This is a genomic window from uncultured Ramlibacter sp. (assembly GCF_936925435.1).
Lineage (GTDB): Bacteria > Pseudomonadota > Gammaproteobacteria > Burkholderiales > Burkholderiaceae_C > Ramlibacter.
Map to the genome: position 1 here is coordinate 15,712 of NZ_CAKZHQ010000014.1, position 26,634 is coordinate 42,345.

Sequence of the window (26,634 nt, forward strand, 5' to 3'; positions counted from 1 at the left end):
ATTTTCCATCCACAAGGCCACTGCCATGCGCGTCAACCTGCCCGTTACCCAGACCGAATACCAGTTTCCCGACGGAACCAACCTGGTATCGACCACCGACCTGGACAGCCGGATCACGTACTGCAACGCGGCCTTCATCGCCACCAGCGGCTACACCCGCGAGGAGCTGATCGGCCAGCCGCACAACCTGGTGCGCCACCCGGACATGCCGGCCGAGGCCTACCGCGACATGTGGGAGACGATCCGCTCGGGCAAGCCCTGGTCGCAGCTGGTGAAGAACCGCCGCAAGAACGGCGACTACTACTGGGTGGTGGCCAACGTCACGCCCATCGTGGACAACGCCAGCGGCCAGGTGTCGGGCTATATGTCGGTGCGGACCAAGCCCCGCGCCGCGCAGGTGCAAGCCGCCGAGGCCCTGTACGCGCAGATGCGCGCCGACGCCCAACTGCCCAAGCCGCGCATCCGTCTGCGCAGCGGCGGCATCGAGCGCAAGGGCCTGAACGCCGTGTTCGCCCGCATGGCGCGCATGGGCATCACGGTGCGCGTCACGGCGGCGCTGCTGGCCCTGACCACGGTCTCGTCGGTCATCGGCATCGCCACGCACGAGCTGGGCATGCTGGCCATCGTCCTGGGTATCGCCGGCCAGCTGGCCCTGGTGGCCGTGCTGGCGAAATGGTTGCACTGGGCGATCACCCAGCCGCTGCGCGGTGCCGCACTGGTGGCCAACCGCATGGCGGCCGGCGACCTGTCGCAGGATCTGGCAGTGCGCCGCACTGACGAGGTGGGCGGACTGTTGCGCGCGCTCAACCAGCTCAATGTGAACCTGCAAGGCCTGGTGGGCGATGTGCGCACCGAGGCCCAGCAGATCAACGGCGCGGCCAACGAGATCGCCTCGGCCAGCACCGACCTCTCGTCGCGCACTGAAGCCCAGTCCAGCAATCTGCAGGAGACGGCCGCGGCGATCGAAGAGATCGCTTCCACCGTGGGCCAGAATGCCAGCAACGCCGGCGAGGCTGCCCGCAAGGCCAGCGGCGCCGGTACGGTGGCCGAGCGCGGCAGCGATGCCGTCGGCAAGGTGGTCGCCAGCATGCAGGACATCGCGGCGTCCTCGGGCAAGATCGCGTCCATCAACGGCGTGATCGACGGCATCGCCTTCCAGACCAACATCCTGGCGCTCAATGCGGCGGTGGAAGCCGCCCGTGCCGGCGAGCAGGGCCGCGGCTTTGCCGTGGTGGCCGCCGAAGTGCGCAGCCTGGCCCAGCGCAGCGCCGCGGCGGCCCAGGAAATCAAACAGCTGATCGACGTGTCGCGAGACCAGGTCGCCGGCGGCCGCAAGATGGTAGAGATGGCGGGCACGACGATGGCCGAGGTGGTCGCCGCCGTGCGCGACATGGGGGGGCTGATCGAAGGCATCTCCGTCGCGTCCGCCCAGCAAGCCACCGGTGTCAGCCAGATCAACGCTGCCGTGGCCCAACTGGACAGCGCAACCCAGCAAAACGCCGCCATGGTGGAGCAATCCACCGCGTCGGCCCAGCTGCTGCGCGAGCGCGCGCAGTCGCTGACCCATGCCGTCCAGGTCTTCCGGGTGAAAGCTGCCGCATGAGCGCGGTTCTACCCGTGGTGCCGTCCGCCGGCGCCCGCGACATCGAATTCAGCAGCTCGGACTTCGAGCGCGTGCGTTCGATGATCCATGCCAAGGCCGGGATCGACCTGAACCCGGGCAAGCAGAACATGGTTTACAGCCGGCTGTCGCGCCGGCTGCGCGAGCGCGGCTACACCGAGTTCCGCACCTACCTGGACTCGCTGAACGCGGCCAGCGAGGCCGAGTGGCAGGAGTTCATCAACTGCCTGACCACCAACCTGACCTCGTTCTACCGCGAAGCCCACCACTTCCCGCTGCTGGCGGATTTCCTGCGCACCCGGCGCGGTGCCCCCACCCGCATCTGGTGCAGTGCGGCCTCCACCGGCGAGGAGCCCTACACCATCGCCATGACCGTTGCCGACACGCTGGGCGGCAAGGGCGGCGTCACCATCGACGCCAGCGACATCGACACCAACGTGCTGGAAACAGCCGCGACCGGCGCCTATGCGGCCGAAACCGTCGCCAACCTGGACGCGCCGCGCTTGCAGCGCTACTTCCTCAAAGGCGCCGGCTCCAATCTGGGCCGCGTGCGCGTCAAGCCCGAGCTGCGCGCCATGATCAACTTCCGCTGCTTCAACCTGCTGGCCAGCCAGTGGCGGATGGAGCCGTACGACGTGATCTTCTGCCGCAACGTGATGATCTATTTCGACCGGCCCACCCAGCGCCGCATCCTTGAGCGCATGCACGCCTGCATGAAGCCCGGCGGCCTGCTGTTCGTCGGCCACTCGGAAAACTTCACGGAGCACAAGGACCTGTTCACCCTCACGGGCAAGACGCTGTACCACCGCGTGGGGGCCTGAGATGGCGACAGCCACGGAAGTATTGCCATCGGGCCTGCCGGATGTGGCGGAACTGCGCAAGCTGCCGCGCCGTCCCGGCCAGGCCAGCTTCTTCTTCCACGACCACGGCTTCGCCCGTGCCGCGGTCAAGGTGCTGCCGGGCGAGTACTTCGTGCACGACAGCGACGTGGTGGTCACCACCACGCTGGGCTCGTGCGTCGCGGCCTGCATCAACGACCGCACGGCCGGCATCGGCGGCATGAACCATTTCATGCTGCCCGACGCCGGCGATGCAGGCGCCGGCGGGCGCTTCGGCGCCTTCGCCATGGAGCTGCTGATCAACGAGCTGCTCAAACGCGGCGCCCGGCGCCAGTCGCTGGAAGCCAAAATCTTCGGCGGCGGCCAGGTGATGAAGAGCCTGGCCAACACCCAGATCGGTGACAAGAACGTCGCCTTTGTCCAGAGTTTTCTGGCGCAGGAACGCATCCCGGTCCTGGCCAGCGACGTGCTGGAAATCTATCCGCGCAAAATCGTCCAGTTCCCCAAAAGCGGCAAGGTGCTTTGCAAGCGCCTGCCCGCCACCCACGGCGTGGAGTTCGAGGCACAGGAAGCGCGTTACCGTACCCAACTGGTTCAGCAGCCGCGCGGCGGCGAAGTGGAGTTGTTCTGATGGCCATCCGTGTTGTTGTGGTGGATGACTCCGCGCTCGTGCGCAGCATCCTGACCGAATTGATCAACCGCACCCCCGACCTCAAGGTGGTGGGCGCGGCCGCCGACCCGCTGGAAGCGCGCGAGATGATCCGCGAGCTCGACCCCGATGTCATCACCCTGGACGTCGAGATGCCCAAGATGGACGGGCTGGACTTCCTGGAAAAGATCATGCGCCTGCGGCCCATGCCGGTGGTGATGATCTCGACCCTGACCGAGCGCGGCGCCCAGACCACGCTGCGCGCCCTGGAGCTCGGCGCGGTGGACTTCGTCGCCAAGCCGCACCTGGGCCTGCGCGCCGGCCTGGACGAGGCTGCGCGCGAAATCTGCGACAAGCTGCGCACCGCGGCGCGTGCCCGTGTGGCCCGCCGCGCCGTGGCGGCGCCGGTGCGCGTTGCCGCACCGCCGCCGCAGCGCCCGGTCCCGTTGGGCCAGGCGGGCCAGGCCAGCAGCCAGATCATCGCCATCGGCGCCTCCACCGGCGGCACCGAGGCCATCCGCGAGCTGCTGGTGGCGCTGCCGGCCAGCCTGCCTGGCATCGTCATCACCCAGCACATGCCGCCGGGCTTTACCGCCAGTTTTGCGGCGCGGCTGGACAGCCTGTGCCACATGCGGGTCAAGGAAGCCCAGGACAACGACCGCGTGCTGATGGGCCATGCCTATGTGGCGCCCGGCGGCAAGCACCTGTGGGTGGAGCGCTCCGCTGGCGGCTATGTCGCGCGCGTGGCCGACGGCGAGCCCGTCAACCGCCACAAGCCCTCGGTGGACGTGCTGTTCCGCTCGGTCGCCAAGCATGCGGGGCCGCGCGCCACCGGCGTGATGCTCACCGGCATGGGCGCTGATGGCGCCACTGCCATGCGCGAAATGCGCGACCGCGGCGCCTGGAACCTGGTGCAGGACGAGGCCAGCTGCGTGGTCTTTGGCATGCCGCGCGAAGCCATCGCCGCCGGCGCCGCCAACGAGGTGCTGCCGCTGGACCAGATGGCCCGCCACCTGCTGCAGCGCGTGGCCCAGCAGGGCCGCCAGCACGCTCCGGCCTGAGGGGCCCTGCAGGCGGCTGCGGCCTGCAATTTCCATCAAAAAGGCTGTCAGCCCCCGTCGAATGGACGCGAGACGCTATTGAATCGATAGCGTCTTGGGTTTCCATGCGGGCTGCGCCATGCCGATGCTATAACCAGGGTGTGGATTTCGTGGAGTTCGAAATTCCTCTCGGCACATCACCGAGACAGCACAAAAATGCGCCTGCCGCTCATTCTCACGATCGCCGCTGCCTGCCTGCTCCATGCGTACACCTGGACGTTCAAGGCGCAGGATGGTTGGAGCCTGTTCACGGTTTGCCTCTTTGCGTTCTCACTCACGCCCTACGCAATCAGCGCGTTCATGGGGCGTGTCTGGCACGCGCTGAACGCTGCCCTTGGGTTCGCCGCAGGCGCCCTGGCTGGCGACATCTTCATGCACTACGCAGTGTTCATCGCGCCCAAGGGATCCACGGCTGCCCTGGGACTCCTGTTCATGCCCGTCTGGAACTTGCTGCTCCTCGGTCCCCTGGGGGCGGTCATCGGGTGGGCGTGCGCGCGAGCCGTCACCAGACGCCGGGGCGAGAATGCGGCCTGAGGCTTTACTGGGCTCGCGCATCGCCGTCTTTTGCCTGTCGGCAACGCTTGGCGTCGCTGTTGGCGCCATGCCCCCGGAACTTGTTCTGCAGGAGGGCGTTCGCCTCAGCGCGACGACCCCGTCCGGGACGGTGAGCGTCACTGCCGGACAGGGTTATGCGCGCACCTACGAATGGAATGGCTGCTCTCTCGCGGCTTCGATGATGGCCCGCTCACAACGCTGGTACGGCGCCATGGGCCTCTACGATCCTGCCGGCGCAGGCCCGCTCGGACTTCTGTTGGGCAGGGTGTTCGGTTGCAACGGCATCTCGCGCACCGTGGTGGAAGAGGCGCAAGTTCACTTCGCCACCCAAAGCGCGGCTGAGCGTTGGATCGCCCATCGGACCAGGCTGCCGTTCGAGACCGTGTGGAGCAACGATGGCTTGCTGCTCGCGTGGGGCGTTTCGCCGGGCCGGCAGCAGCTCAATGTCGATCTGTGGCAGATTTGCATCGCGGGATTGAGGCCGGCGCAGCTGCGTGGCGCGCGGGACGACATGGTCCAGGTGACACGCGTCGCAGGAGACGGCAAGCTGCGGCAGGAGTGCGCGTCCGTGGGCGCCGAGGCCATGGTGGGTGTTCGCTAGGCGCGGCGCCGGAAAAACCTGGCCCTAAAGTCCTATTGGCGGTAGCTGGACCGCCGGGCCACACTGGCTTCGACCGCGCGGGCCTGGAGAGGCCGCGTGTCCCGCCCCTGCGCTGCCAAGGCGGTGCACCAACCGGAAAGGGACAATGACGCTGCTATGGGAAGAGATCCGCCACAAGCGCCTGCTGTGGCTGCTGGTGTTTGTTCCCGCCGTGTTGGCCGCGGAGCACCTGTTCCATGCCGACGGCAAGCTGCTGTTTGGCCTGTCGGTGCTGGCCATCGTGCCCTTGGCCGCGCTTTTGAGCCATGCGACCGAGTCCGTGGCATCACGCACCGGCGACTCCATCGGCGGCCTGCTCAATGCCACGCTGGGCAACCTGACCGAGCTGGTGATCGCGCTGACCGCGCTGATCGCCGGCCAGCACATGCTGGTCAAGGCATCGATCGCCGGCGCCATCGTCACCAACAGCCTGTTCATGCTGGGCGCCTCGCTGCTGCTGGGCGGCCTGCGCCACCACACGCAGGAGTTCAACGCATCCACCGCCCGGCTGCAGGCCGGCCAGCTGTTCCTGGCCACCATCGCGCTGCTGGTGCCCTCGATGGTCGTGGGCGACAAGGGCGGCGAGCCGCAGTTCCTGCACACGCTCAGCCTCAGTCTGGCGGTGCTGCTGGTCGTGATCTATGTGCTGGGCATGCTGTTCTCGCTCAAGACCCACAAGCAGTTCTTCGGCTCGGCCAGCCCGGCCGCCGTCGGCGGCGATGACCATGGCACGCCCTGGCCGGTGGGGCTGGCGGTGGGCGTGCTGGCCGGCGTGACGGTGCTGGTGGCCCTGGTCAGCCACATCTTCGTCGGCTCGGTGGAGGTGGCGGCGCAGGCGCTGGGCATGAGCGACGCCTTTGTCGGCTTCATCGTGGTGGCCCTGGTGGGCGCGGCGGCCGAGATGGCCTCGGCCTTCTCGGCCGCCCGCAAGAACCGGCTGGACATGAGCGTGGGCATCGCGCTGGGCAGCTCCACCCAGATCGCGCTGTTCGTCGCGCCGGTGCTGGTGCTGGCCAGCTACTTCCTGGGCCCCGAGCCCATGACCCTGCTGTTCTGGCCGGGCGCGGTGGCGATGATGTTCCTGGCCTCGTTGACCGTGGCCATGCTGTGCAACAGCGGCCGCAGCGCCTGGTTCCTGGGCGTGCTGGCCATTGCCGTCTACCTGACCTTTGCCATCACGCTGTACGTGGTGCCACCCAAGGTCTAACCCGTCATGCCAAGGAGCGAAAACATGCACAAGCAACTGCTGGTCGCACTGGCCTGCGCCGTCCTGTGCGGCGGCGCGCAGGCCCAGTCCACCGAAGAACTCAAGGGTTTGCTGGACCAGGCCATGCGCACCATCGGGGACCTGCAGCAGCGCGTGCAGCAGCTGGAGGCGCGGCAACAGGCCCAGCCGCCGGCCCTTGCCGCCGTCCCTGCGGCGGCTGCGACAACGGCGCCTGCCTCCGCGCCTGCCGCTGTGTCCGCCAGCGCCCCGGCGGCCGCGGCCAAGCCGGCGCCGGACAAGCCGCAGGTCGAGGTCTATGGCCAGGTCATGCTGGACGCCATCTCCGAAAGCGGGCGCGTGAACCCCGCCTGGCAGGCCACCATGCGGCCCTCGCAGATCGCCGTCAACTGCCCGGCCGACCCGGGCTGCGGCAAGGACGGCGCACTGGGCATGAGCGTGCGCCAGTCCAGCCTGGGCCTGCGTGCCGCCATCCCCACCGGCCTGGGCGTGGTCAAGACCGACCTGGCCTTCGACCTGTTCGGCACCGACGGCGGCACCAACATCCACTGGCTGAGGGCCTGGGCCGAGGTGGGCGCCTGGGGCCTGGGTCAGACCGACTCCAACTTCATGGACATCGATGCCTACCCCAATGTCATCGACTACTGGGGCCCCTCGGGCATGGCTTTCGTGCGCAACCCGCAAGTGCGCTACACCGGCGCCGGCGGCGAGGGCCTGGCCTGGGCCGTCTCGCTGGAGGCGCCCAACTCGGTCATCGACACCGGCAAGCTGTCGCAGGTGGACCCGGCGCTGGGCGCCGGCGTGACGGCGCACAACCGCCTGCCCGACCTGGTGGGCTCGGTGCGGCTCGATCGCGACTGGGGCCACGTCAAGGCCGCCGCCATCGTGCGCCAGGTGGGCTACCAGACCGTCACCACGGCCAGCGGCGACCCCTCGGGCGACAAGACCGGCTACGGCCTGAACCTCACCGGCGTGCTCAAGCTGTCCGGCCGCGGCACGCTGGGCTGGGGCCTGACCGGCGGCAAGGCAATCGCCAGCTACATGAACGACGGCGGCACCGACCTGGCGCCCGGCGCCGGCCTGCGCGCAGAGGCGGTCAATTCGCTGGGCTACTTCCTGTATTACGGCCATGCCTGGGACGCCAAACTCAACAGCTCCATCGGCTACAGCCAGCACCGCCAGGACAACAGCAGCGGCCAGGCGGCCAACGCCTTCCACGCCGGCAGCTATGCTTCGGTCAACCTGCTGTACACGCTGACCGACAACGTCCTGGTGGGCGGCGAATACATCTGGGGCCGGCGCGAGAACAAGGATGGCAGCGCGGCCAATGCCGGGCGCCTCCAGCTGTCGGGCAAAGTCAGTTTCTAGACGGAGAAGGAAAGACCATGGCGAATCCCTCTGACAAGGCCTCCGACGGCAGCCGCGAACCCGTGCTCGACCCGGTCGACCGGGTCTGCGAACTGTGCTTCGGCCTGTTCATGGCCCTGACCTTCGTGGGCGCCGTCTCGGCCACCACCGACGGGCCGGACGCCGGCCGGCTGATGTTCTACACCGCGCTGGGCTGCAACCTGGCCTGGGGCCTGGCCGATGCCGTGATGTACCTGGTGCGCACCCTGACCGAACGCGGCCGCCGGCTGCGGCTGGCGCTGGCGGTGCGTGCCGACCCTGATGCGGCGCGCGGCGTGCGGCGGCTGCGCGACGAGCTCGATGGCGTGATGCGCACCCTGGTGACCGATGCGGAGCTCGAAGCGGTGCGCGCGCGCATGGCTGGCCTGCACGAGCTGCCCTCCAAACCGGGCCTGGACGCGCGCGACTGGCTGGCCGCTGCCGCGGTCTTTGCCATCGTGGTGCTGGGCACCTTCCCGGTGGCGCTGCCCTTCCTGGTGTTCGAGCCGGAGCCGGCCCTGGTGGTCTCGCGCGTGCTGACCCTGGTCATGCTGTTCGGCTGCGGCCTGGCCCTGGGCCGCCATGCCGGCGGCGGCGGCTGGAAGTCGGGCCTGGTCATGACGGTGCTGGGCGTGGCCCTGACGGCTGCCATCATCGCGCTGGGCGGCTGAGGCGCCGCCGCGCGGCTTGACCCATCGACCGCAGGCCGTGCGGACTCTTCCCATGAACTTCCTCCACCGGTCCATCAAGGGGGGCATGCTGGTGGCGGGCTTGCTGACCTGCACCATGTTCTATGCGGCCATTGCCCCCGAGGCAGTGCTGCAGTCGGCCTTTGGCCAGGCCATCGACGGCCCGGTCGCCCAAATCGTGGTCAGAAACTGGGGCATCCTCATCGGGCTGATGGGCCTGCTGCTCATTTACGGCGCATTCCATGAACCGGTGCGGCGCACCGCCTTGCTGGTGGCAGGGGCCAGCAAGCTGGCGTTCATCAGCCTGGTCCTCGCCCTTGGCCAGCAGTTCCTGCAGTTTCAAGCGGGTGTGTCGGTGGCCGCCGATGTCCTCATGGTTGCGCTGTTCGCCGCGTACCTCATTGCGACACGCGGGGGAGCAACTGGGGCAGGACTCCAACCCGCGGACAGCGATCCGCGCGCCTTGCAGCGCAAGTTCGTGGCCCGGATGCGCAAAGGCCTGCGGGTGGTGTGGCCCATCCTGTCGGCGCTGCTCATGCTGATCGTCGCCCTGGGCGTGGTGGCCGGCACGGCCGAAGGCTGGTCGCTGCAGGAGTCGGTGTACTTCTCCTTTGTCTCGGGCCTGACCATAGGCTACGGCGACTACGCCCCCAAGACGCTGCTCGGGCGTGTGCTGGCGGTCGCGGTGGGCATCTGCGGCATCCTGGTGACGGCGCTGATCGCCGCCGTCGCCGTCAAGGCCTTGACGCAGGCCCAGGACGGCGCCGACGACTGAGCGCGCCGATTCACGACGCTTTTGTTACTCCGCGCTGTGCCGCCGCCGGCCTAAAGTGCGGGCATGAACACCACCACCTACACCGGCAGCTGCCAATGCGGCAAGGTCGCCATCGAGGTCGAGGGCCGCATCGACAGCGGGCTGGCCTGCAATTGTTCCATGTGCGCCAAGCGGGCATCGCTGCTGTGGTTTGTGCCGCGCGCCAGCCTGCGGCTGACGACCCCGGACGATGCTGCGGCCACCTACCTGTTCAACAAGCACGCGATCCGGCACCGTTTCTGCCCGGCTTGCGGCATCCACGTCTTCGGTGAAGCCACGGACCCCCAGGGCAATGCCGTGGCGGCCGTCAACCTGCGCAGCATCAACAACATCGATCTGGCGGCCATCCCGGTGCGCCATTTCGACGGCAAGGCCCTTTGACAGGTGCCAGATCGGCCACTACCCCCCGGCCAATGGACCTGGGTAGCTATCAAAAAAGGAGCGATGGCGGCTAGCGCAGCGGCGCCAGGAAGACCTGCAAGGCCTCGGTCATCGGCGCCAGCAGGTGCTCGGTGCCCAGGGCCAGCACCAGCAGGCCGGCCAGCAGGGTGATGGGAAAGCCCACCGAGAAGATCGACAGCTGGGGCGCCACGCGCGAGCTGAAGCCCAGCACCAGGTTGATGAACAGCATCAGCATGGTGGCCGGCAAAGCCATGGACAGGGCCAGCCGGAAGACATCGCTGCCCAGCCGGTCCAGCCGCAGCCCGACCAGCGAGGCGAAGGCGTCGTGGGCGATCGGGAAGGTGGTGAAGGTATTGATGAGCGTGTCGATCAGCACCAGGTGCGCGTCCAGCGCGATGAACAGCAGCATGCCCAGGGTGTTGAGCCAGGTGCCCACGGCCGACTCGCTGCCGCCGTTGGGGTCGAAGAAGCCGGCGAAGGAAAAGCCCATTTGCAGGCCGATGAACTCGCCGGCGATCTCGAACACCGCAAACAGCAGGCGCGCGGCAAAGCCCAGCGCCAGGCCGATCGCCACCTGCTGGGCCACCAGGCCCAGGCCGGCGGCCGAGGCCAGGGTCAGGCCGGCGGGCACCTGCGCAAAAGGCGCGACCACGAAGGCCATGGCGGCGGCCAGCGCCACCCGCCCACGCGCCGGAAAGCCCTTGTGCGACAGCAGCGGTGCCGCCGAGAACAGGGCCAGGATGCGGATGAAGGGCAGCAGCGCGGAGGCCAGCCAGGCGTCCATCTGCAGCTGCGAAAACGTCATCACTGGCAGGGCTCCTAGCCGACGGCCTGGGGGATGGAGCTGATGACCTGGCGCAGCCAGTCGACCAGCACCGAGATCATCCAGGGTCCGGACACGGCCAGCGCGCCCAGCACGGCCAGCAGCTTGGGCAGGAAGGACAGGGTCGATTCATTGATCTGGGTCACGGCCTGGAACAGGCTGACGGCCAGGCCCACGGCCAGAGCCACCAGCAGCACCGGCGCCGAGACCGTGATCAGGGTCTCCATGGCCGTGCGGCCGAATGCGAGGACGGCTTCGGGCGTCATCAGTTGATCCCGCCGAAGCTGCCCACCAGGGAGCTGACGATCAGGTTCCAGCCGTCGGCCAGCACGAACAGCATCAGCTTGAAGGGCAGGGCCACCAGCACCGGAGACAGCATCATCATGCCCATGGACATCAGCACGCTGGCGACGATCAGGTCGATCACGATGAAGGGGATGAAGACCATGAAGCCGATCTGGAAGGCGGTCTTGAGCTCACTGGTCACAAAGGCCGGGATCAGGATGCGCATGGGCGTCTGCGCGGCCGGCGCCGGCTCGGTGCCGCCGATGCGGTAGAACAGGGCCAGGTCGGGCGCCCGGGTCTGCTTGAGCATGAAGGTGCGCAGCGGGTCCGAGCCCTTGGCCACGGCATCCTCAAAACTCATCTTCTGTTCGCTGTAGGGCTTGTAGGCGTCGTTGTAGACCTTGTCCAGGGTCGGGCCCATGATGAAGAAGGTCAGGAACAGCGACATGCCCACCAGCACCTGGTTGGGCGGCGTGGTCTGCAGGCCCAGCGCCTGGCGCAGCAGGCTGAAGACGATGATCAGGCGGGTGAAGCTGGTCATCAGCAGCAGCGCCGCGGGCAGGAAGGACAGGGCCCCGAACATCAGCAGGGTCTGCACCGGCACCGAGTAGGTGGTGGTGTTGCCGCTGGTCTGGGAGGTGAAGCCAAACGGCGTGGCCTGGGCCATCGCGCCGCCGCAGGCCAGAGCCAGGCCGGCCAGCGCAGCCAGGCGCAGCCAGTGGTGGGTGCGGGGGGTCATTTGCGTTGTCCTTGCGACGCCACGCCGGCCGTCAGGTTCTTGAGCAGGCCGGCAAAGCCGGTGGGCATGGCGCCATTGGGGGCGCTGGGCGGCGCGAAGTCCTGCGCATCGGCCTCGGCCAGCAGGCTGATGTGCTGCGCCGTGGCGCCCAGCACCAGCACACGGCCTTGCACGCGCACCATGACTACGCGCTCGCGCGGGCCCAGGGGCAGCTGCGCCACCACTTCCAGCTGGCGCTGCGCGCCGGCCGGGCGGATGGTCTGCATGCGCTTGACCACCCACATCGCCAGCGGGATCAGCGCCAGCACCAGCACCATCATCGACAGGGACCAGGCCATGGATTGCATCGCGGTGTGTCCTTTAGCGGCTCAAGCGGCGCATGCGCTCGGACGGTGTGACGATGTCGGTCAGGCGGATGCCGAACTTGTCGTTGACCACCACCACCTCGCCCTGGGCGATCAGGAAGCCGTTGACCAGAACGTCCATGGGTTCGCCGGCCAGCGCGTCCAGCTCGATCACCGAGCCTTGTGCCAGCTGCAGGATGTGCTTGATCGGGATGCGGGTGCGGCCCAGTTCCACCGTCAGCTGCACCGGGATGTCCAGCACCATGTCGATGTCGTCGCGCTGGGCGGGCGCAGCGCCTGCGCCCAGTGCGGCGAAGATGCCGGGGGCAGGCTCGGCGGGGGGCGTGGGCGCGGCAGCTTCGGCTTCGGCCAGTGCGCTGGCCCAGTCGTCGGCCATCGCGGCTTCTTCGTCGGTCGGTTTGGGTGTGTCCTGCATGGTGGCTCCGGGAAGGGTGTTCAGGGTTGGACAGGCTGGGCGTCGAGCACCACAGGCTGGGTCAGGAATTCGCGGATGCGCACGCCGTAGCGCGCACCCAGGGTGCCGTATTCGCACTCGAAGACGGGCACGCCATCCACCTTGGAGACCAGGGTGGGCATGCGGTCCAGCTCGATGAAGTCACCGGCCTTGAGGCCCATGAGCTCACCCACGGTGGCATGGCTGTGGGCCAGTTCGGCGGCAAGCTCGACGGTGGCGTGCTTGATCTGTTGCGTCAGCAGGGCCAGCCAGCGGCGGTCGGGGCCGCCCTGGTCACCCTGCAGCGGCGAGTACAGGACTTCGCGGATCGGCTCGAAGGTGGAGTAGGGGATGCAGATGTGCAGGTCGCCGCCGACGTCGCCGATGTCCACGCGGAAGGTGGTGGTCACCACGATTTCCGAGGGCGTCGCGATGTTGGCGAACTGCATGTGCATTTCCGAGCGGGCGTATTCCAGCTCGATCGGATAGATCGTGCCCCAGCTCTTGGCGTACTCGGCGGCGATCACTTCCACCAGGCGCAGGATGATGCGCTGCTCGGTGGCGGAGAACTCGCGGCCCTCGATGCGGGCCTGGTTCAGGCCGGCGCCGCCGAACAGGTTGTCGATGACGGCGAACACCAGGGTCGGGTCGCAGATCAGCAGGCCCGAGCCGCGCAGCGGTCGCACCTGCATGACGTTGATGTTGGACGGCACGGCCACGTTGCGCACGAAGGCGCTGAACTTCTGCACCTTGACCGGGCCGACCGAGATGTCGGGGTTGCGGCGCATGAAGTTGAAGATGCCGACGCGGAAGTTGCGGGCGAAGCGCTCGTTGACGATCTCCAGCGTCGGCATGCGGCCGCGGACGATGCGTTCCTGGCTCGACAGGTTGTAGTCGCGCACGCCTGCGGCGTCGCCCTCGGCTGCGAGTTCTTCCGCGCTGCTGATGTCTTCGCCGTTGACGCCTGCGAGCAGGGCATCGACTTCTTCCTGGGAAAGCGGCTGGGCCATGGTGTGTGTTCTTGCGTTCTTACTGGACGATGAACTGCGAGAACAGAACGTCCTTGACAGGGTTGTCGATGGCCTTGTCGGCCTTCAGCGGCTGTTTCTTGAGCGTGTTCGCGGCGATGACAACCGGCGCCACCGGGGCGGCTGCTGCGGCAGCGGACTGGCGCGGCAGCGGGTCCGGCACTTCGAAGCCGATGGTCTGGGCGGCACGTGCGCGCACCTGGTCGGCCAGCAGCTGCTTGCCTTCGGGCGTCAGCAGCTCGTCGATGGTCTTGGCGGTGATCAGCATCAGGATCTGGTTGCGCACGGCGGGCAGGCGGTCCTTGAGCTGGATCTCGATCTCGGGGTCTTCCAGCTGCAAGGTGATGCCGATCTGGGCATAGCGCTCGCCACGGGGGTCCATCAGGTTGACCGTGAACGGCTCCAGCGGCGTGAACAACGGCTTCTTGGGGCCTTCCTTCTTGGCGATCATGTCGGCGCCGAAGCCCCGCTTGATCAGCAGCCAGGTCGCGCCGGCAGTGCCTGCGCCGCCCAGCAGCAGGGCGCCGGCCACGATCAGGGCCAGTTTTTTATTGAATTTTTTGGGCACGGGGGCGGTGGCGGTGGCGGATTTGTCGGCAGACATGCAGGGCTCCAGTCGATGACATTGATTGTGCGAAGCCTGGCGAAAACCTAAGCCTCAATAAGCGCGGGAAATTCCGCCGTTTCGGTGCCCGCGGCCGTCTGGCGCGGGCGGATTTCAGGCGTAAAGGTCCAGCATGCCGCGCGTGGCGCGCACCGTCATGGTCCCGCTCACGCTGATGGCGCCGTTGCCGGCGCGGCCTTCGCCCGCCTGGGCTGCCAGGGCATTGCGGGCCTGCTGCTGGCTGGCTTGCGCCTGTTGCTGCTGCTGGCGGCCGTCCTGGCCCGCTGACACGCCGGCCTGGCCCAGGCTCATGCCCTGGCTGGCCAGCATGTCGCGCAGGGCCGGCAGGGCCTCGGCAATGCCGTCGCGGGTGGCGCTGTGGGCGGCCGAAAAGCTGATGTCGGCGGTCTGGGCGGTGACGCTCAGCTGGATCTGGATGGGGCCCAGCTCGGCCGGGTTCAGGCGCAGTTCGGCCTTTTGCATGCCGGCATCGACCATGAAGCGCACTTCGGCCGAGAGGTCGCCGGCAAAGGCCGGGTCCTGCGGCTGCGAGGCCAGGGTAGCCTGGTGGACCGCTGCGGCGAACGGCGCGCGGGAGGTGTCCACCGGCGAGGCAGGGGCCGCCAGGCTCAGGGGCGAGGCCTCGGGCAGGCGCGGGCTGTCGCTGCTGCTGTCGGCGCGGGCGGCATCGGCGCGCAGCCGGCTGACGATGTCGCCGAAGGCGGGGGCGGTCGCGGCCGCTGCGGCCGGGCCGCTGGCCGGCGCGGCGCTGGCGGTGGTGGCAGGCAGCAGGCCGGGGTCGTTCTGTTGTTTGGCGGGGCCGGCGGCGGCCAGGCTGACCGTGGCCGGGCTGGCGGCGGCGTCCTTGCGGGCCGGGCTGGCATCGGCCACGGCGGCAGCGGCCGGCGTGGCCGTGGCCGGCAGGCCGGGCAGCACACCGGCTTGCACGGCGCCGGGCTGGGCGGGTTGGGGCGACTGGGCGGTGCTGGCTTGGGGGGTCTGGGGCTGCTGGGCGGCGGCCAGTGTCGCAGCGACCAGCGTCGCATCCGGCAAGGCGAGCGGCGCCGGCAAGGCGGCCAGGGTGGCAGCGGCCAGTTCGCCCGGCAGGGCCGGTTCGGCGGCCAGCTCGGCGCTGCCATCCTGCGCGGCGGCCGGGGTGGCACCAGCGGCAGTCAGGCCCTCGAGCAGGGCGGCAAAGGCGTCGGCTGGGCCGTCGCCAGCGGCATTGGCGCCGCCGGGATTGGCGGCGCTGGTGCCGGCTGTGGCGGCGCCGGTGGTGGCGCTGGAAGCGGGGGCCACGCGGGCGGCGGGGGCGATGGTGCTCATGGGTTTTGCTCCTAGGAGGCGCGGCGGCTGGCGCGCGCCGCAAATTCATCCGAGTCGCTCTGGGCGCGGCGCGACTCTTTCAACTGGTGGCTGGCGGCGCGGCGGCGCGCCAGGGTCTGGAACGCCATCAGGCGTTGTTGCTGTTCGATCAGGCGCTGCTGCTCGGCGTCGCAGCGCTCCTGGCGGCGCAGGCGCTCCAGGGTCTGCATGGCGATGGCCTCGTCCAGCCGCACCACGAAGGCCTGGTGGTCCAGCAGGCTCTGGGCGTCGGCCGGGCTGCCCCGGCTGCCGGGCGCGCGGGCCAGCAGCTCGGTGCGAAACTGCTGCAGGTTGCGCAGCGTGGCATCGGCCTGCTGCACCGCGACAGCGGCATCGCGCACCATGAGGGTCTGCTTGTCGCGCGCCTTCAGGGCGGTGTCGGTCAGCAGCGGCAGAACCTTGTCCATCAGATGCCGCCGGCCTGTTGCAGCAGGATCTCCAGCGCCGCGATGCTCGAGGGCAGGGTCGCGCCTTCGCGCATGTCCTGCTGCAGCAAGGCAGCGATCTGCGGATACAGGCGGATCGCCAGGTCGGTCTGCATGTCGTTGCCCGCCACATAGGCGCCCACGGCGATCAGGTCGCGGTTGCGCTGGTAGCGCGCGTACATGGCCTTGAGGGCGCGGGCCAGCTTGAGGTGGCGTTCGTTGGTGACGTTGTGCATCACCCGCGAGATGGACTGCTCGATGTCGATGGCCGGGTAGTGGCCCTGCTCGGCCAGCTGGCGCGACAGCACGATGTGGCCGTCCAGGATGGCGCGGGCGTTGTCGGCGATCGGGTCCTGCTGGTCGTCGCCCTCGGTCAGCACGGTGTAGAAGGCGGTGATCGAGCCGACGCCATTGAGGCCGTTGCCGGTGCGCTCCACCAGCTGGGGCAGGCGGGCAAACACCGAGGGCGGGTAGCCCTTGGTGGCCGGCGGCTCGCCCAGGGCCAGGGCCATCTCGCGGTGGGCCATGGCGTAGCGGGTCAGCGAGTCCATCAGCAGCAGCACGTTCTTGCCGCGGTCGCGGAAGTGCTCGGCCAGGGCTGTGGCGTAGTTGGCGCCCTGCATGCGCATCAGCGGCGGCAGGTCGGCCGGTCCGGCCACCACGACGGCGCGGCGCAGGCCTTCCTCGCCCAGGATGTCCTCGACGAATTCCTTGACTTCACGGCCGCGCTCGCCGACCAGGCCGACGATGGTGACGTCGGCCTGCGTGTACTTGGCCATCATGCCCATCAGCACCGACTTGCCGACGCCGGAGCCGGCGAACAGGCCCAGGCGCTGGCCGCGGCCGACGGTGAGCATGGCGTTGATGGCGCGCACGCCCACGTCCAGCGGCTCGCGCACGGGGTCGCGCTCCATCGCATTGATCGGGTCGCGCGCCAGCGGCTCGGCACGGGTGCCGAACAGCGGGCCGCCATGGTCCAGCGGCTGGCCGGCCGGGTCGACCACCCGGCCCAGCAGGGCGTCGCCCATGGGCAGGCGGCGCGCGTGCGGGTTGTGGCGGTTGGTGGCCGGCGTGATAACGCTCTGGCCATAGTTGAGGCCATCGAAGCTGTAGGTCAGGGGCTGCACCTGCGCGCCCGGCGCCAGACCGTGGATGTCGCCGGTGGGCATCAGGAACAGGCGTCCCTTGGAAAAGCCCACGACTTCGGCTTCGGTCGTGTGTTCGCCGTCGGTGACGCGGCAGACGCTGCCCAGCGGCACGCGCAGGCCGGTGGCCTCCATCACCAGGCCGGCCACGCGCACCAGCCGGCCGCTGATGGCCAGCGGCACCTGGGCCGACAGCAGGCCGCGGTGGGCCTGCAGGTGGGTGCCCATGCGGGCGGCGATCATGGCAAGGGCTCCTCGTCGCGGCCCAGGCTGGCCATCACGGCCTGCCAGCGGGCTTCGAAGCTGGCGTCGGCGACGCCGGTGTCGGCTTCGACACGGCAGCCGCCGCGCTGCAGCGACTCGTCTTCGCTGACCTGCCAGCTGCGTGCCTGCGGCATGCCTTCCAGGTGCTGGCGCAGCATGGGGGCGTCGGCCGGGTTGACCCGCAGCTCCAGCTGCGAGGCGCCTTCGGCCAGCGCGCGCAGGGCTTCGGTGGCGGCGGGCAGCACGGAGCGCGGGTCGGTGTCCAGTTCACGCCGCAGCACCTGGCGGGCGATGTCGATGGCCAGCGACACCAGGTCGCTGGCCACTTGGGATTCCAGCGCGGCGAGTTCGCCGCGGAAGCTGTCGACCAGGTCCTGCATCTGGCGCGCCACGTCGGCGGCCTTGCGCGACTGGAAGTCTTCCAGCGCCTGCGAGCCTTCGCTGTAGCCTTGCTCCAGGCCGGTGCGGGCACCTTGCTGGAAGCCGCGGCGCCGTCCCAGCGCATAGGCGGCACGGGCGGTCTCGTTGCCCAGGTCGCGCGCGCTCAGATGGCGCTGCGGCAGCGGGGTGACGGTGTCGAGTTCCGAGATGGCGAAGCTGGCCACGCCGCGCAACGCCTCGGCGGCGATGATGCGGCTGGACGACGCCGCGGCGCCGCGCAGCTGCTCCTCAGACAAAACTTTCATCTGCGGCGCCTCCCAGAACGATCTCGCCTTCGTCGGCCAGGCGGCGGACGATCTTGAGGATTTCCTTTTGCTGGGTTTCGACCTCGGACACGCGCACCGGGCCGCGTGTCTCCAGGTCCTCGCGCAGGGCTTCGCCGGCGCGCATGCTCATGTTGGTGAAAATCTTCTCGCGCATTTCCGGCTCGGCGCCCTTGAGCGCCACCACCAGCACGGCGTTGTCGACTTCGCGCAGCATCATCTGGATGGCCTTGCTGTCCAGCTTGAGCAGGTCGTCGAAGGTGAACATCTGTTCCTCGATCTTGTCCGCCAGGTCGGCGTCACCGTCGCGGATGGAGCCGAGCACCGACATCTCGAGGGTCGAGCCCAGGTAGTTGAGGATTTCGGCCGCCGTCTTGGGGCCGCCCAGCGGTGTCTTGCGCACGCGATCGCCGCCGGCGAGCACCTTGGACAGCACGTCGTTGAGTTCCTTGAGTGCGTTGGGCTGGATGCCGTCCAGGGTGGCGATGCGCAGCACCACGTCATTGCGGTTGCGCTCTTCCAGGGCGGACAGCACGCCCGAGGCCTGGTCGCGGTCCAGGTGGACCAGGATGGAGGCGATGATCTGCGGGTGTTCGTTGCGGATCAGCTCGGCCACGGCCGCTGCGTCCATCCACTTGAGGCTTTCGATGCCGCTGACGTCGCGGCCCTGCACGATGCGGTCGATCAGCAGGCCGGCCTTGTCGTCGCCCAGCGCCAGCTTGAGCACATTGCTCACATAGGCGCCGGTGTCGCTGACCAGCGAGCGCTGCAACTGCACCTGCTCCTGGAAGCGGGCCAGCACGTCGTCGAACTGGTCGTCGGCCACGGTGGTCAGGCGCGCCATGCGCTCGCCCAGGCGTTGCACTTCCTTGGGTGCCAGATGCTTGAACACATCGGCGGCGCTTTCCTCGCCCAGGGCGAGCATCAGGATGGCGCTGGAAGTGACGCCCACATCTTCAACGGTAATAGAGGTGCTTACGGCCATGGGAATCTCGCGGGTTCAGGATGCGGTGGGCTGGGTGATCCAGCTGCGCACCACGTTGGCGACGGTCGCCGGGTTCTGCTTGACCAGGGCGCGGATGCTGTCGAGCTGGGCAGCGCGGTGTTGTGCGGCCGAGGCCAGCAGCGGCACCGAGGGCATGCCTGGCAGGCCTTCGGTGGACGGCGTGCCGTCCGGGTTGGGCAGGTCGATGGCGTCCTGGATCGAGGTCTCGAGCAGGCGTGTGGGCAGCGGCTTGTCGCGGCTGGCCTTGATGGCCGGGCGCACCAGGCCGAAGATGATGATCAGGGCCACCAGGGGCATCGCCAGCCAGGGCGCGAAGTTCTTGGCCATCTCGATGTTCTGCGGCTGGCGCCACCACGGCAGCTCGGGCTCGGCCTTGGGCTGGGTGCTGGTGAAGGGCGCATTGATCACGTTGACCGAGTCGCCGCGCTCCTTGTTGAAGCCGATGGCCTCGCGCACTAGGGTGTTGATCTGCTCCATCTGCGGCGCCGTCAGGGCCTGGGTCACGGCCTTGCCGTCGGCGCCGACCTTGGTGGCGTGGTTGATGATGACGGCGACGTTCAGGCGGCGCACGGTGCCGGTGGCGTTGCGCACCACCTTGACGGTCTTGTCGACTTCGTAGTTGGTCAGGGCATCGCGCTTGACGCCGCTGGCGGCGCTGCCCGTGCCGCCAGCGCTCAGGGCCTGGGGCGCGCCGTTGACCGGCGAGGTCGGGGTGGCGGGCGGCTGGTTGGCCAGCGCGCCGGGCACGCCGGCGGCGGCTGCACCGCTGCCGGTGGGCGTCTCCGACAGCGTCTGGCTGCGCACCGCGGCGGGCGCTGCGCCCTGGTTCGGGGTGTAGAGCTCGGCGGTCGATTCGCTCTGCGTGAAGTCGACGTCGGCCGTGACCTGGGCCTTGACGTTCTCGGTGCCGACGATGGGCTCGACGATGGCCAGGATGCGCGAGGACAGGCTTTGCTCGGTCTGGCGCACGTGCTGCATCTGCAGTTCGTTCAGGCCGTTGGGCACGTCGCCGGGGGCCTGCGACAGCAGGTTGCCGGTCTGATCGATCACGCTGACGCCGCGCGGCTGCAGGTCGGGCACGCTGGAGGCCACCAGGTGGACGATGCCGGCGATCTGCGCGCGGTCCAGCGTGCGGCCGCCAAACAGCGTCAGCATGACCGAGGCCGAGGGCTTTTGCTGCTCGCGCAGGAAAGCCGTCTGGTTGGGCAGTGCCAGGTGGACGCGGGCGGCCTGCACGGCCGACAGCGCCATGATGGAGCGGGCCAGCTCGCCTTCCAGGCCGCGCTGGAAGTTCAGCCGTTCCTGGAACTGGGTGGTGCCGAATTTCTGGTTTTCCATCAGCTCGAAGCCCACCGTGCCGCCCTTGGGCAGGCCTTGCGAGGCCAGCTTCAGGCGCACGTTGTGGACGTGCTCGGCCGGCACCAGGATGGCGCCGCCGCCCTCGGTGAACTTGTGGGGAACGTTCATCTGCGTCAGCGCCGCGATGACGGCGCCGCCGTCACGGTCGTTCAGGCTGGCGTAGAGCACCTTCCAGTCGGTCTGGCGGCTCCAGATCAGGCCGACGGCCACGATCGCGGCGAGCAGGGCAGCGGCAATGCCCAGGGCCATCTTGTTGCGCGTGGGCATGGCGCTCAGACGGTTCAGGGGGGTCAGAGGCCGCGCTGGCACGGTCTCGGCCAGGGTGTCAGGAGTGAATGTGGTGTCCATGGGGCGGTGGGGAGTGCGGACGCCATTGTTGGCCGGACCGCGCCAAACCTTAGCGCCGAAATACGGCCCATTCCCGGCCCTATTCGCTGCAGCAGCCCACCCGCCGCGCCGCCACAGTCACACCCCAGACACTTCGGCCGGACGGGGCCGGACCTGAGCGCCGATAAGCGCTGTATTTGCGCCTCTTTTCGTCGCTCAAGATCGCCGCCGCGCCGCTAAAGTCTTGTCAACACATACCCCCTACAGGAGCCCTATCATGGAAATCAACAAGACTGCCGCCGTCTCCGGCCTGCCAACCCCCTTGCTCGATGCGCTCAAGCGCAACGCAGCAGCCCAGCGCGCCAGCCAGCCGGCCCAGGAGTCGCAATCCTTCACCGGCGCCATGGACAAGGCCCTGCGCGCCGTCAGCGCCACCCAGGAAGATGCATCGCGCATGGCCGAAGCCTTCCAGATGAACCCGGCTGGTGTCAGCCTGGAGCAGACCATGGTGGCCTCGCAGAAATCCCAGATCGCTTTCCAGTCGGCCCTGCACGTGCGCAACCGCCTGGTGTCCGCCTACAGCGACATCATGAACATGCAGGTCTGAGGACCCGCCGCGTTCAACGCGGCCCCTGTTTCAGTTCCGCTCCAAGGCTCCTGTTTCGCCCGGAGCGGACGCTGTCTGCCGCGCACTCTGCGCGGCTTTTTTGCGTGCGCTGCTCAGTGCAGCGCCAGGCTCACTTCCCCCACGGCAAAAGAGCGCGGGTCCATGGTCTCGGGCAAGGGGTCGCAGATGCGGCGGATCTGCGCATCGTTGGCCAGGATGGCGCGCAGCACGCGCATGCGCTCGGCCTGCTGCGGCCCTTCCAGCGGCCGGCTGGGCGCGGCCTGGCGCAGCTTGGCGATGACGATGGCGCAGGCGCCTTCCAGGCGGCAGACGCTGTCCCAGTCGCCGGCGCGGGCGGCGCGCAGCATCTCGTGGCTGGCGCTTTCCAGGGCCAGGTAGTAGCGCAGGACGCTGGCGGAATCGTCCAGACCCATGTCGAAATTGTCCATGCTCAGGCCTGCAGTGTGGAGTTGAGTTGGGTCACCGGGCCGATCTCGGCCCAGGTAGCGCGCAGGTCGCCCAGCAGGCGGGCCACTTCCACCAGCGGTACGTCGCTGACGTGCAGGTTGGCGATGAACAGGCGCGACACCATGTGGTCGTACAGCGAGCGCAGGTTCTCGGCCAGGGAGGGATCGGCGTCGCTCTCGACCGAGGCCTTCAGGCCCTCGTCGATGATGCGCATGGCCTTGGACAGGGTGGAGATGCGGGTCTCGGTGTCGCCGGTTTCCATCGCGTGGCGCGCTTGCAGCACGGCGGCGATGGCGCCATCGAGCAGCAGCAGCACCAGCTTGTGCGGGCTGGCCTGGTAGACGGAGGTGACCGTGTCCACCTGGCGGTAGAGATCAATGGGCTGGGAGGGCAAGGCAAACATGGCGTAATAAGTCCTTGTCCCAGTTATCGACCGGTGGCGCCCGAACTTGAGCGCCGCCGGTGATAGGGAAAAGGACTTACGCCAGGCCGAGGCTGGCTTTGAGCTGGGCCATCTGGGCGTTCAGGTTGCTCATCTTGCTGTCCAGTGTCTGGTACTGGCCGCGCAGGCGCTTCTCGGTGCGTTCCAGGCGCTCTTGCTGGGCGTCCTGCTGCTTCTGGTTGCGCTTGACGCTCTCACCCAGGCCGGTGGTGCGGGTGGCCAGGATGCCGGTCTCGGCCGTCAGGGCGCCGGCCCATTCCTTGAAGCGCAGGCCAAAGCCGCGCGTGGTGGGGTCGCTGCCGCTTTGGGCCTGGTTGAACAGCTTGGCCAGCTTGTCCGGGGTGGACAGCAGGGGCGTGAGCTTGGTGTCGTTGACCTTGAGCGAGCCGTCGCGCTGCAGTTCGATGCCGGCGGCGCTCAGGCTGGACGGGCTGGCCAGGCCGCTGACCGATCCCTGCAGCATGCTGCGCATGGCGTAGAGCATCGAGGTGGCGGTGGAGTCGCCCTGCAGCGGGCCGCTGTTGGCGGTGTCGGCCAGGGTCTGGTTCTTCAGCAGGGTGTTCAGGCCGTTGTAGGCGTTGACGAAGTCGTTGATGTTCTTGCGCACCGCCGCCGTCTCGATGGCCACCGTCAGGTCCACCGGCGCCGTGGTGATCTTCTTGAAGCTGAGCGTGACGCCGGCGATGACCTCGGCCGGATTGTTGCTGGCGCTGGTCAGCTTCAGGCCGTTGAGCGTGAACTTGGCGTCCTGCGCGGGCTGGGTCTCTTCCAGGTTCTTGACGCCGCCGGCGGCGGGGTCCCAGGCCAGGGCCGAGAGGCCAGCCGCGTCGGTGCTGTTGCCGTCGTCATCGGTGTTGACGCCGTTGCCGTCGGTTGCCGTCAGGCGGATCGAGCTGTCGGCGCCGTCGCTGCCCTTGAGCACCAGGCGCGACTTGCCGCCACTGGTGACGATGCTGGCGCTGACGCCCGCGCCCGCGGCGTTGATCGCATCGCGCACGCCGGCCAGGGTCTGCTTGCTGGCGTCGATGGTGATGGTGGTAGGGGTGCTGCCGCTTTTGGCGTTGAAGACGCCGGGGGCCGTGGTGGTGCCGATCTCCAGCCTGAGCGTGCCGGTGCCCACCACGGTGGTGGGGGCGTCAAAGGGGCCGCTGGCCAGCGACTGGGCCTGGGCCAGCTGGGAGACTTCCAGTGTGTGCTTGCCTGGCACGGCCGTGCTGGCCGCTGTGGCGCTGACGGAAGCGGAATCGCTGCTGTCGCTGCGCAGCGGGTTCCAGTTGGTGCTGCCAGCCAGGGTCTTGGCGATGTCGCCCAGGCTCGAGAGCTGGCTCTTGAGCGAGCCGAAGGCCGACAGCTTGGTCTGGATGGAGCTGGCCGCGCTTTGCAGCAGGTTCAGCGGCCTTTTCTCCAGCGCCATCAGCGAAGTGACGATGCTATTGACGTCGAGGCCGCTACCGACCCCGGTGCTGGTGATGGAAGGCAAGGTTCAATTCTCCGTTGGGTTAATTGCGCAGCAGGGTCAGCACTTGCTGGGGCAGCTGGTTGGCTTGCACCAGCATGGCGTTGCCGGCCTGCTGCAGGATCTGGGCTCGCGTCATGGCTGCGGTTTCGGCCGCGAAGTCGGTGTCCATGATGCGCGAACGGGCGGCCGTGGTGTTTTCCGAGGCGATCTGGATGTTGGCGATCGTGCTCTCAAAGCGCGACTGGACGGCGCCCAGGGTGGCGCGCGCGCTGTTGATCTCTTCCAGGGCCTTGTCGCACTGCAGCATGGCCAGCTGGGCGGCCTCATAGCTGCCGACGTTCAGCACGATCATGCTGACGTCGGTGGAGGTGGAGGCGGCCTCGTCGCCGGGGGGCAGGGGGGGGACGGTGGCGCTGAAGGTGAAGCCCGTGGTGTCGACGGTGGCGGTTGCCCCCACCGCGGCCAGCTTGAAATCGGCCGAGGAGGTCATGACGATGGAGTTGGTCGTTGCGTCCAGGTAGGCGCTCACGCCGTGCAACGCGGAATCCTTGTTGATCGCATCGAGCATCTGGGTCTGGCGCTCTGTCTTAGTGAGGGCGAGGGGGATGGCATCGAGTTTGAAGGTCTTGGTGCCAACCGTGATCTCCAGGTCACCAGCGGTGATGGCGGTGAGGTCGGTGAAGTTGAGGGCGTCTGTGACGTCGGCACCGGTGATCGCCGGGGCTTTGATGGTGCCCATGCTGGTCAGCTGCGCATCGGTGAGCTTGTCGATGGTGATGGATTCGCCGGCGTTGGCACCGACCTGGAAGCGGGCCGAGGCGAAGCTGCCGTCCAGCAGTTTGGTGCCGTTGAAGTTCGTGCCCAGGGCCATGCGGTCGATTTCCTGCTTGAGCTGGATCACTTCGGCTTGCAGGGAGACGCGGTCGGTGGCGTTGTTGGTGGCGTTGGACGATTGCACGGCCAGTTCGCGCATGCGCTGGACCATCTCGCCAACCTTGCCCAGCGCGCCTTCGGCGGTTTGCGCCAGGGAGACGCCGTCATTGGCGTTGCGGGCGGCGACGTTCAGGCCGCGCACTTGGGAGTTCATGCGTTCGGCAATGGCCAGGCCGGCGGCGTCGTCGCGGGCGCTGTTGACGCGCAGGCCGCTGGACAGGCGCTGGATCGAGGTCGCCAGGGACGACTGCGAGCCATTGAGGTTGCGCTGGGTGTTCAGCGAGGTGATATTGGTATTGATGACGGAAGGCATTGGGACTCCAATCGAAAACTGGTTTTCAACCGGATTGCCTTGCGAGACCGCAGCTGCGTCCTAACGCAACTGCGCCGCCGGCACCCGGGGCTCACGCCAGTCCTGGGTCTCAGGATCGGCGCATTCCCGTACTGTGCTTGAGGCGGCGGCAAGGCAAACCACGGAAAAGAGGGCGGCTTGCCGGCTATTTCTGCCGGCAAGCCGCCCCGGTTCCGGGGAGACCTTGCGAAAATTAACGCAGCAGCGACAGAACTTGCTGGGGCAGCTGGTTGGCCTGCGACAGCATGGCGGTGCCGGCTTGCTGCAGGATCTGGGCGCGGGTCATGTTGGCCGTTTCAGCGGCGAAGTCTGTGTCCATGATGCGCGAGCGGGCAGCCGTCACGTTCTCCGCGGTGATCTGGATGTTGGCGATCGCGTTCTCGAAGCGGCTTTGCACGGCGCCCAGCTTGGCGCGGCTGGTGTTGATCAGCTTCAAGGCGTCGTCGGCCTGCTGGATGGCCAGCTGGGCGCCGTCCCGGGTAGTGACGGACAGCGCGGACATGTTGACGGCGCCGCCGGCGACGCTGGCGGCGCCATCAGCGAAGCCCGTATTGGTGGCGGAGGCGGCGCCGGCGCCTGCAAACGAAATCGTGAATTCGGAAGCGGAGGAGATGACAACAGCGTCGGACACCGTGTCCACCGTGGCGCTCACGCCGGACTTAAATGCTTGAGCGTTGATCGCATCGGCGATTTGGTTCGCGCGGGCCTTTTGGGTGAGGGCCGCGGGGGCTGCAATTGCATCAAGTTGGTAGCTGACGACGGGGCCGGGGAGGGTGCCGACATTGATCGTAATGTCGCCGGTGGCAAGGGCTTCAAAGGTGGTGATGGCGCCGCCGGTGGCCGCGTTCGTCTTGGTTTGGATGCTGGACAGCTGCGTGTTGGTGATCTGGTCGATCTCGATGGATTGGCCGGCATCGGAGCCGACCTGGAATTTTTCTTTGCTGAAGGTCCCGTCCAGCAGCGCTTTGCCGTTGAACTGGGTGGTCTTGGCAACGCGGTCGATTTCTTCCTTCAGCTGGTCCACTTCAGCCTGCAGAGCTTCGCGGTCGCTAGTGCTGTTGGTGGCGTTGGACGATTGCACGGCCAGTTCGCGGATGCGCTGGACCATTTCGCCAACCTTGCCCAGGGCGCCTTCAGCGGTCTGCGCCAGGGAGACGGCGTCGTTGGCGTTGCGGGCAGCGACGTTCAGGCCGCGCACTTGAGCACCCATGCGCTCGGCGATGGCCAGGCCGGCGGCGTCGTCACGGGCGCTGTTCACGCGCAGGCCGGTCGACAGGCGCTGGATGGAGGTGCTCAGAGCAGCTTGCGAGCTGCCCAGGTTGCGTTGCGTGTTGAGCGACGGGATGTTGGTATTGATAACGGAAGGCATGTTGCAGATCCTCAAGAATCGGCTTCCGACATGGAAGCCCTGGGTTTAGACACCGCGTCTCTATCTGTCGCGGCCCTGGCGGGAGAATCCCGTTGCCATTCTTTATCGGCGGGGTGGCGGCGGGCTTTAGCGGGTTTTGCAAAGAGCGCAAGCGCAGGCCATTGCATGGGCTCTGTCGCGCACTGTGTTGTGACAGTGGCTGGCCCCTACCC

30 protein-coding genes are annotated in these 26,634 nt (G+C 68.1%); 12 read left to right on the top strand and 18 right to left on the bottom strand.

The window, feature by feature from the left end; all coding sequences use genetic code 11:
* Positions 1–25: 25 nt before the first annotated feature.
* From Q0632_RS08170 to Q0632_RS08220, 11 genes are all read left to right on the top strand, one after another.
* Entirely contained in the window at positions 26–1,603 is a 1,578-nt protein-coding gene (locus Q0632_RS08170; protein ID WP_298927108.1) for a PAS domain-containing methyl-accepting chemotaxis protein, read from the top strand.
* On the top strand, positions 1,600–2,442 hold the full coding sequence (locus Q0632_RS08175) for a CheR family methyltransferase (RefSeq protein WP_298927113.1): 843 nt from the start codon (positions 1,600–1,602) through the stop codon (positions 2,440–2,442). The genes Q0632_RS08170 and Q0632_RS08175 overlap by 4 nt, the downstream gene beginning before the upstream one ends.
* A 1-nt stretch (position 2,443) precedes the next feature.
* Positions 2,444–3,091, top strand: a complete 648-nt coding sequence (cheD, locus tag Q0632_RS08180) for a chemoreceptor glutamine deamidase CheD (RefSeq protein WP_298927118.1) — start codon at positions 2,444–2,446, stop codon at positions 3,089–3,091.
* Entirely contained in the window at positions 3,091–4,170 is a 1,080-nt protein-coding gene (locus Q0632_RS08185) for a chemotaxis response regulator protein-glutamate methylesterase (protein WP_298927123.1), read from the top strand. The genes cheD and Q0632_RS08185 overlap by 1 nt, the downstream gene beginning before the upstream one ends.
* Before the next feature lie 195 nt (positions 4,171–4,365).
* Entirely contained in the window at positions 4,366–4,743 is a 378-nt protein-coding gene (locus Q0632_RS08190; protein ID WP_298927126.1) for a hypothetical protein, read from the top strand.
* 67 nt (positions 4,744–4,810) lie between these two features.
* Complete coding sequence (locus Q0632_RS08195) at positions 4,811–5,365, top strand: hypothetical protein (RefSeq protein WP_298927131.1); 555 nt, start codon at positions 4,811–4,813, stop codon at positions 5,363–5,365.
* 145 nt (positions 5,366–5,510) lie between these two features.
* Positions 5,511–6,611 carry a calcium/proton exchanger gene (cax, locus tag Q0632_RS08200; protein WP_298927136.1) on the top strand — a complete coding sequence of 367 codons (1,101 nt, stop codon included), beginning with the start codon at positions 5,511–5,513 and terminating at the stop codon, positions 6,609–6,611.
* A gap of 24 nt (positions 6,612–6,635) precedes the next feature.
* The gene (locus Q0632_RS08205) at positions 6,636–7,997 is read left to right on the top strand and encodes a DcaP family trimeric outer membrane transporter (protein WP_298927141.1); all 1,362 of its coding nucleotides are present in this window, start codon (positions 6,636–6,638) and stop codon (positions 7,995–7,997) included.
* Between the two features lie 17 nt (positions 7,998–8,014).
* The gene (locus Q0632_RS08210) at positions 8,015–8,686 is read left to right on the top strand and encodes a VIT1/CCC1 transporter family protein (RefSeq protein WP_298927146.1); all 672 of its coding nucleotides are present in this window, start codon (positions 8,015–8,017) and stop codon (positions 8,684–8,686) included.
* 52 nt (positions 8,687–8,738) lie between these two features.
* Positions 8,739–9,479 carry a potassium channel family protein gene (locus Q0632_RS08215; protein ID WP_298927151.1) on the top strand — a complete coding sequence of 247 codons (741 nt, stop codon included), beginning with the start codon at positions 8,739–8,741 and terminating at the stop codon, positions 9,477–9,479.
* A gap of 63 nt (positions 9,480–9,542) precedes the next feature.
* A complete protein-coding gene (locus Q0632_RS08220; RefSeq protein WP_298927156.1) occupies positions 9,543–9,899 on the top strand; it encodes a GFA family protein in 357 nt (118 codons plus the stop codon).
* A gap of 70 nt (positions 9,900–9,969) precedes the next feature.
* Here the strand turns inward: Q0632_RS08220 and fliR are convergent, their stop codons facing one another.
* From fliR to fliF, 13 genes are all read right to left on the bottom strand, one after another.
* Positions 9,970–10,725, bottom strand: a complete 756-nt coding sequence (gene fliR / locus Q0632_RS08225; protein WP_298927161.1) for a flagellar biosynthetic protein FliR — start codon at positions 10,723–10,725, stop codon at positions 9,970–9,972.
* A 14-nt stretch (positions 10,726–10,739) separates the two neighbouring features.
* On the bottom strand, positions 10,740–11,009 hold the full coding sequence (fliQ, locus tag Q0632_RS08230; RefSeq protein WP_298927166.1) for a flagellar biosynthesis protein FliQ: 270 nt from the start codon (positions 11,007–11,009) through the stop codon (positions 10,740–10,742).
* On the bottom strand, positions 11,009–11,695 hold the full coding sequence (fliP, locus tag Q0632_RS08235) for a flagellar type III secretion system pore protein FliP (protein ID WP_298927283.1): 687 nt from the start codon (positions 11,693–11,695) through the stop codon (positions 11,009–11,011). The genes fliQ and fliP overlap by 1 nt, the downstream gene beginning before the upstream one ends.
* 68 nt (positions 11,696–11,763) lie before the next feature.
* The gene (gene fliO, locus Q0632_RS08240) at positions 11,764–12,114 is read right to left on the bottom strand and encodes a flagellar biosynthetic protein FliO (RefSeq protein ID WP_298927171.1); all 351 of its coding nucleotides are present in this window, start codon (positions 12,112–12,114) and stop codon (positions 11,764–11,766) included.
* Positions 12,115–12,127: 13 nt separating this feature from the next.
* Positions 12,128–12,547 carry a flagellar motor switch protein FliN gene (fliN, locus tag Q0632_RS08245; protein WP_298927175.1) on the bottom strand — a complete coding sequence of 140 codons (420 nt, stop codon included), beginning with the start codon at positions 12,545–12,547 and terminating at the stop codon, positions 12,128–12,130.
* Positions 12,548–12,567: 20 nt separating this feature from the next.
* Complete coding sequence (fliM, locus tag Q0632_RS08250; protein WP_298927180.1) at positions 12,568–13,575, bottom strand: flagellar motor switch protein FliM; 1,008 nt, start codon at positions 13,573–13,575, stop codon at positions 12,568–12,570.
* A 19-nt stretch (positions 13,576–13,594) separates the two neighbouring features.
* Entirely contained in the window at positions 13,595–14,197 is a 603-nt protein-coding gene (locus Q0632_RS08255) for a flagellar basal body-associated FliL family protein (RefSeq protein WP_298927183.1), read from the bottom strand.
* Between the two features lie 114 nt (positions 14,198–14,311).
* Positions 14,312–15,523: a flagellar hook-length control protein FliK gene (locus Q0632_RS08260; protein ID WP_298927186.1), complete on the bottom strand. Its 1,212-nt coding sequence runs from the start codon at positions 15,521–15,523 to the stop codon at positions 14,312–14,314.
* 11 nt (positions 15,524–15,534) lie between these two features.
* Positions 15,535–15,969, bottom strand: coding sequence for a flagellar export protein FliJ (fliJ, locus tag Q0632_RS08265; RefSeq protein ID WP_298927190.1), 435 nt, complete (start codon positions 15,967–15,969; stop codon positions 15,535–15,537).
* Positions 15,969–17,375, bottom strand: a complete 1,407-nt coding sequence (fliI, locus tag Q0632_RS08270) for a flagellar protein export ATPase FliI (protein ID WP_298927192.1) — start codon at positions 17,373–17,375, stop codon at positions 15,969–15,971. Before fliI ends, fliJ begins: the two co-directional genes overlap by 1 nt.
* A complete protein-coding gene (locus Q0632_RS08275; RefSeq protein ID WP_298927195.1) occupies positions 17,372–18,082 on the bottom strand; it encodes a flagellar assembly protein FliH in 711 nt (236 codons plus the stop codon). Before Q0632_RS08275 ends, fliI begins: the two co-directional genes overlap by 4 nt.
* Entirely contained in the window at positions 18,066–19,085 is a 1,020-nt protein-coding gene (fliG, locus tag Q0632_RS08280; protein ID WP_298927197.1) for a flagellar motor switch protein FliG, read from the bottom strand. Before fliG ends, Q0632_RS08275 begins: the two co-directional genes overlap by 17 nt.
* A gap of 15 nt (positions 19,086–19,100) precedes the next feature.
* On the bottom strand, positions 19,101–20,813 hold the full coding sequence (gene fliF, locus Q0632_RS08285) for a flagellar basal-body MS-ring/collar protein FliF (RefSeq protein WP_298927200.1): 1,713 nt from the start codon (positions 20,811–20,813) through the stop codon (positions 19,101–19,103).
* 256 nt (positions 20,814–21,069) lie between these two features.
* Between fliF and fliE the strand changes: the two genes are divergently transcribed.
* Positions 21,070–21,399, top strand: coding sequence for a flagellar hook-basal body complex protein FliE (fliE, locus tag Q0632_RS08290; protein WP_298927201.1), 330 nt, complete (start codon positions 21,070–21,072; stop codon positions 21,397–21,399).
* Between the two features lie 113 nt (positions 21,400–21,512).
* Here fliE and Q0632_RS08295 read toward each other — a convergent pair whose 3' ends face one another.
* The 5 genes from Q0632_RS08295 to Q0632_RS08315 form a co-directional block, all read right to left on the bottom strand.
* A complete protein-coding gene (locus Q0632_RS08295) occupies positions 21,513–21,848 on the bottom strand; it encodes a flagellar protein FliT (RefSeq protein WP_298927202.1) in 336 nt (111 codons plus the stop codon).
* 2 nt (positions 21,849–21,850) lie between these two features.
* Positions 21,851–22,270 carry a flagellar export chaperone FliS gene (fliS, locus tag Q0632_RS08300; RefSeq protein ID WP_298927203.1) on the bottom strand — a complete coding sequence of 140 codons (420 nt, stop codon included), beginning with the start codon at positions 22,268–22,270 and terminating at the stop codon, positions 21,851–21,853.
* Positions 22,271–22,346: 76 nt separating this feature from the next.
* The gene (fliD, locus tag Q0632_RS08305) at positions 22,347–23,789 is read right to left on the bottom strand and encodes a flagellar filament capping protein FliD (protein ID WP_298927204.1); all 1,443 of its coding nucleotides are present in this window, start codon (positions 23,787–23,789) and stop codon (positions 22,347–22,349) included.
* Positions 23,790–23,808: 19 nt separating this feature from the next.
* Positions 23,809–25,014 (bottom strand): flagellin, encoded by a 1,206-nt coding sequence (locus Q0632_RS08310; protein ID WP_298927206.1) that lies wholly within the window; start codon positions 25,012–25,014, stop codon positions 23,809–23,811.
* A gap of 232 nt (positions 25,015–25,246) precedes the next feature.
* Positions 25,247–26,422, bottom strand: coding sequence for a flagellin (locus Q0632_RS08315; protein WP_298927208.1), 1,176 nt, complete (start codon positions 26,420–26,422; stop codon positions 25,247–25,249).
* Positions 26,423–26,634: the final 212 nt, after the last annotated feature.

Excerpts from the sequence above, each read along its gene's own strand:
- Q0632_RS08170 (WP_298927108.1), top strand. The coding sequence starts at position 26 with ATGCGCGTCAACCTGCCCGTTACCCAGACCGAATACCAGTTTCCCGAC.
- Q0632_RS08175 (WP_298927113.1), top strand. The coding sequence starts at position 1,600 with ATGAGCGCGGTTCTACCCGTGGTGCCGTCCGCCGGCGCCCGCGACATC.
- cheD (WP_298927118.1), top strand. The coding sequence starts at position 2,444 with ATGGCGACAGCCACGGAAGTATTGCCATCGGGCCTGCCGGATGTGGCG.
- Q0632_RS08185 (WP_298927123.1), top strand. The coding sequence starts at position 3,091 with ATGGCCATCCGTGTTGTTGTGGTGGATGACTCCGCGCTCGTGCGCAGC.
- Q0632_RS08190 (WP_298927126.1), top strand. The coding sequence starts at position 4,366 with ATGCGCCTGCCGCTCATTCTCACGATCGCCGCTGCCTGCCTGCTCCAT.
- Q0632_RS08195 (WP_298927131.1), top strand. The coding sequence starts at position 4,811 with ATGCCCCCGGAACTTGTTCTGCAGGAGGGCGTTCGCCTCAGCGCGACG.
- cax (WP_298927136.1), top strand. The coding sequence starts at position 5,511 with ATGACGCTGCTATGGGAAGAGATCCGCCACAAGCGCCTGCTGTGGCTG.
- Q0632_RS08205 (WP_298927141.1), top strand. The coding sequence starts at position 6,636 with ATGCACAAGCAACTGCTGGTCGCACTGGCCTGCGCCGTCCTGTGCGGC.
- Q0632_RS08210 (WP_298927146.1), top strand. The coding sequence starts at position 8,015 with ATGGCGAATCCCTCTGACAAGGCCTCCGACGGCAGCCGCGAACCCGTG.
- Q0632_RS08215 (WP_298927151.1), top strand. The coding sequence starts at position 8,739 with ATGAACTTCCTCCACCGGTCCATCAAGGGGGGCATGCTGGTGGCGGGC.
- Q0632_RS08220 (WP_298927156.1), top strand. The coding sequence starts at position 9,543 with ATGAACACCACCACCTACACCGGCAGCTGCCAATGCGGCAAGGTCGCC.
- fliR (WP_298927161.1), bottom strand. The coding sequence starts at position 10,725 with ATGACGTTTTCGCAGCTGCAGATGGACGCCTGGCTGGCCTCCGCGCTG.
- fliQ (WP_298927166.1), bottom strand. The coding sequence starts at position 11,009 with ATGACGCCCGAAGCCGTCCTCGCATTCGGCCGCACGGCCATGGAGACC.
- fliP (WP_298927283.1), bottom strand. The coding sequence starts at position 11,695 with ATGGCCCAGGCCACGCCGTTTGGCTTCACCTCCCAGACCAGCGGCAAC.
- fliO (WP_298927171.1), bottom strand. The coding sequence starts at position 12,114 with ATGCAATCCATGGCCTGGTCCCTGTCGATGATGGTGCTGGTGCTGGCG.
- fliN (WP_298927175.1), bottom strand. The coding sequence starts at position 12,547 with ATGCAGGACACACCCAAACCGACCGACGAAGAAGCCGCGATGGCCGAC.
- fliM (WP_298927180.1), bottom strand. The coding sequence starts at position 13,575 with ATGGCCCAGCCGCTTTCCCAGGAAGAAGTCGATGCCCTGCTCGCAGGC.
- Q0632_RS08255 (WP_298927183.1), bottom strand. The coding sequence starts at position 14,197 with ATGTCTGCCGACAAATCCGCCACCGCCACCGCCCCCGTGCCCAAAAAA.
- Q0632_RS08260 (WP_298927186.1), bottom strand. The coding sequence starts at position 15,523 with ATGAGCACCATCGCCCCCGCCGCCCGCGTGGCCCCCGCTTCCAGCGCC.
- fliJ (WP_298927190.1), bottom strand. The coding sequence starts at position 15,969 with ATGGACAAGGTTCTGCCGCTGCTGACCGACACCGCCCTGAAGGCGCGC.
- fliI (WP_298927192.1), bottom strand. The coding sequence starts at position 17,375 with ATGATCGCCGCCCGCATGGGCACCCACCTGCAGGCCCACCGCGGCCTG.
- Q0632_RS08275 (WP_298927195.1), bottom strand. The coding sequence starts at position 18,082 with ATGAAAGTTTTGTCTGAGGAGCAGCTGCGCGGCGCCGCGGCGTCGTCC.
- fliG (WP_298927197.1), bottom strand. The coding sequence starts at position 19,085 with ATGGCCGTAAGCACCTCTATTACCGTTGAAGATGTGGGCGTCACTTCC.
- fliF (WP_298927200.1), bottom strand. The coding sequence starts at position 20,813 with ATGGACACCACATTCACTCCTGACACCCTGGCCGAGACCGTGCCAGCG.
- fliE (WP_298927201.1), top strand. The coding sequence starts at position 21,070 with ATGGAAATCAACAAGACTGCCGCCGTCTCCGGCCTGCCAACCCCCTTG.
- Q0632_RS08295 (WP_298927202.1), bottom strand. The coding sequence starts at position 21,848 with ATGGACAATTTCGACATGGGTCTGGACGATTCCGCCAGCGTCCTGCGC.
- fliS (WP_298927203.1), bottom strand. The coding sequence starts at position 22,270 with ATGTTTGCCTTGCCCTCCCAGCCCATTGATCTCTACCGCCAGGTGGAC.
- Q0632_RS08310 (WP_298927206.1), bottom strand. The coding sequence starts at position 25,014 with ATGCCTTCCGTCATCAATACCAATATCACCTCGCTGAACACCCAGCGC.
- Q0632_RS08315 (WP_298927208.1), bottom strand. The coding sequence starts at position 26,422 with ATGCCTTCCGTTATCAATACCAACATCCCGTCGCTCAACACGCAACGC.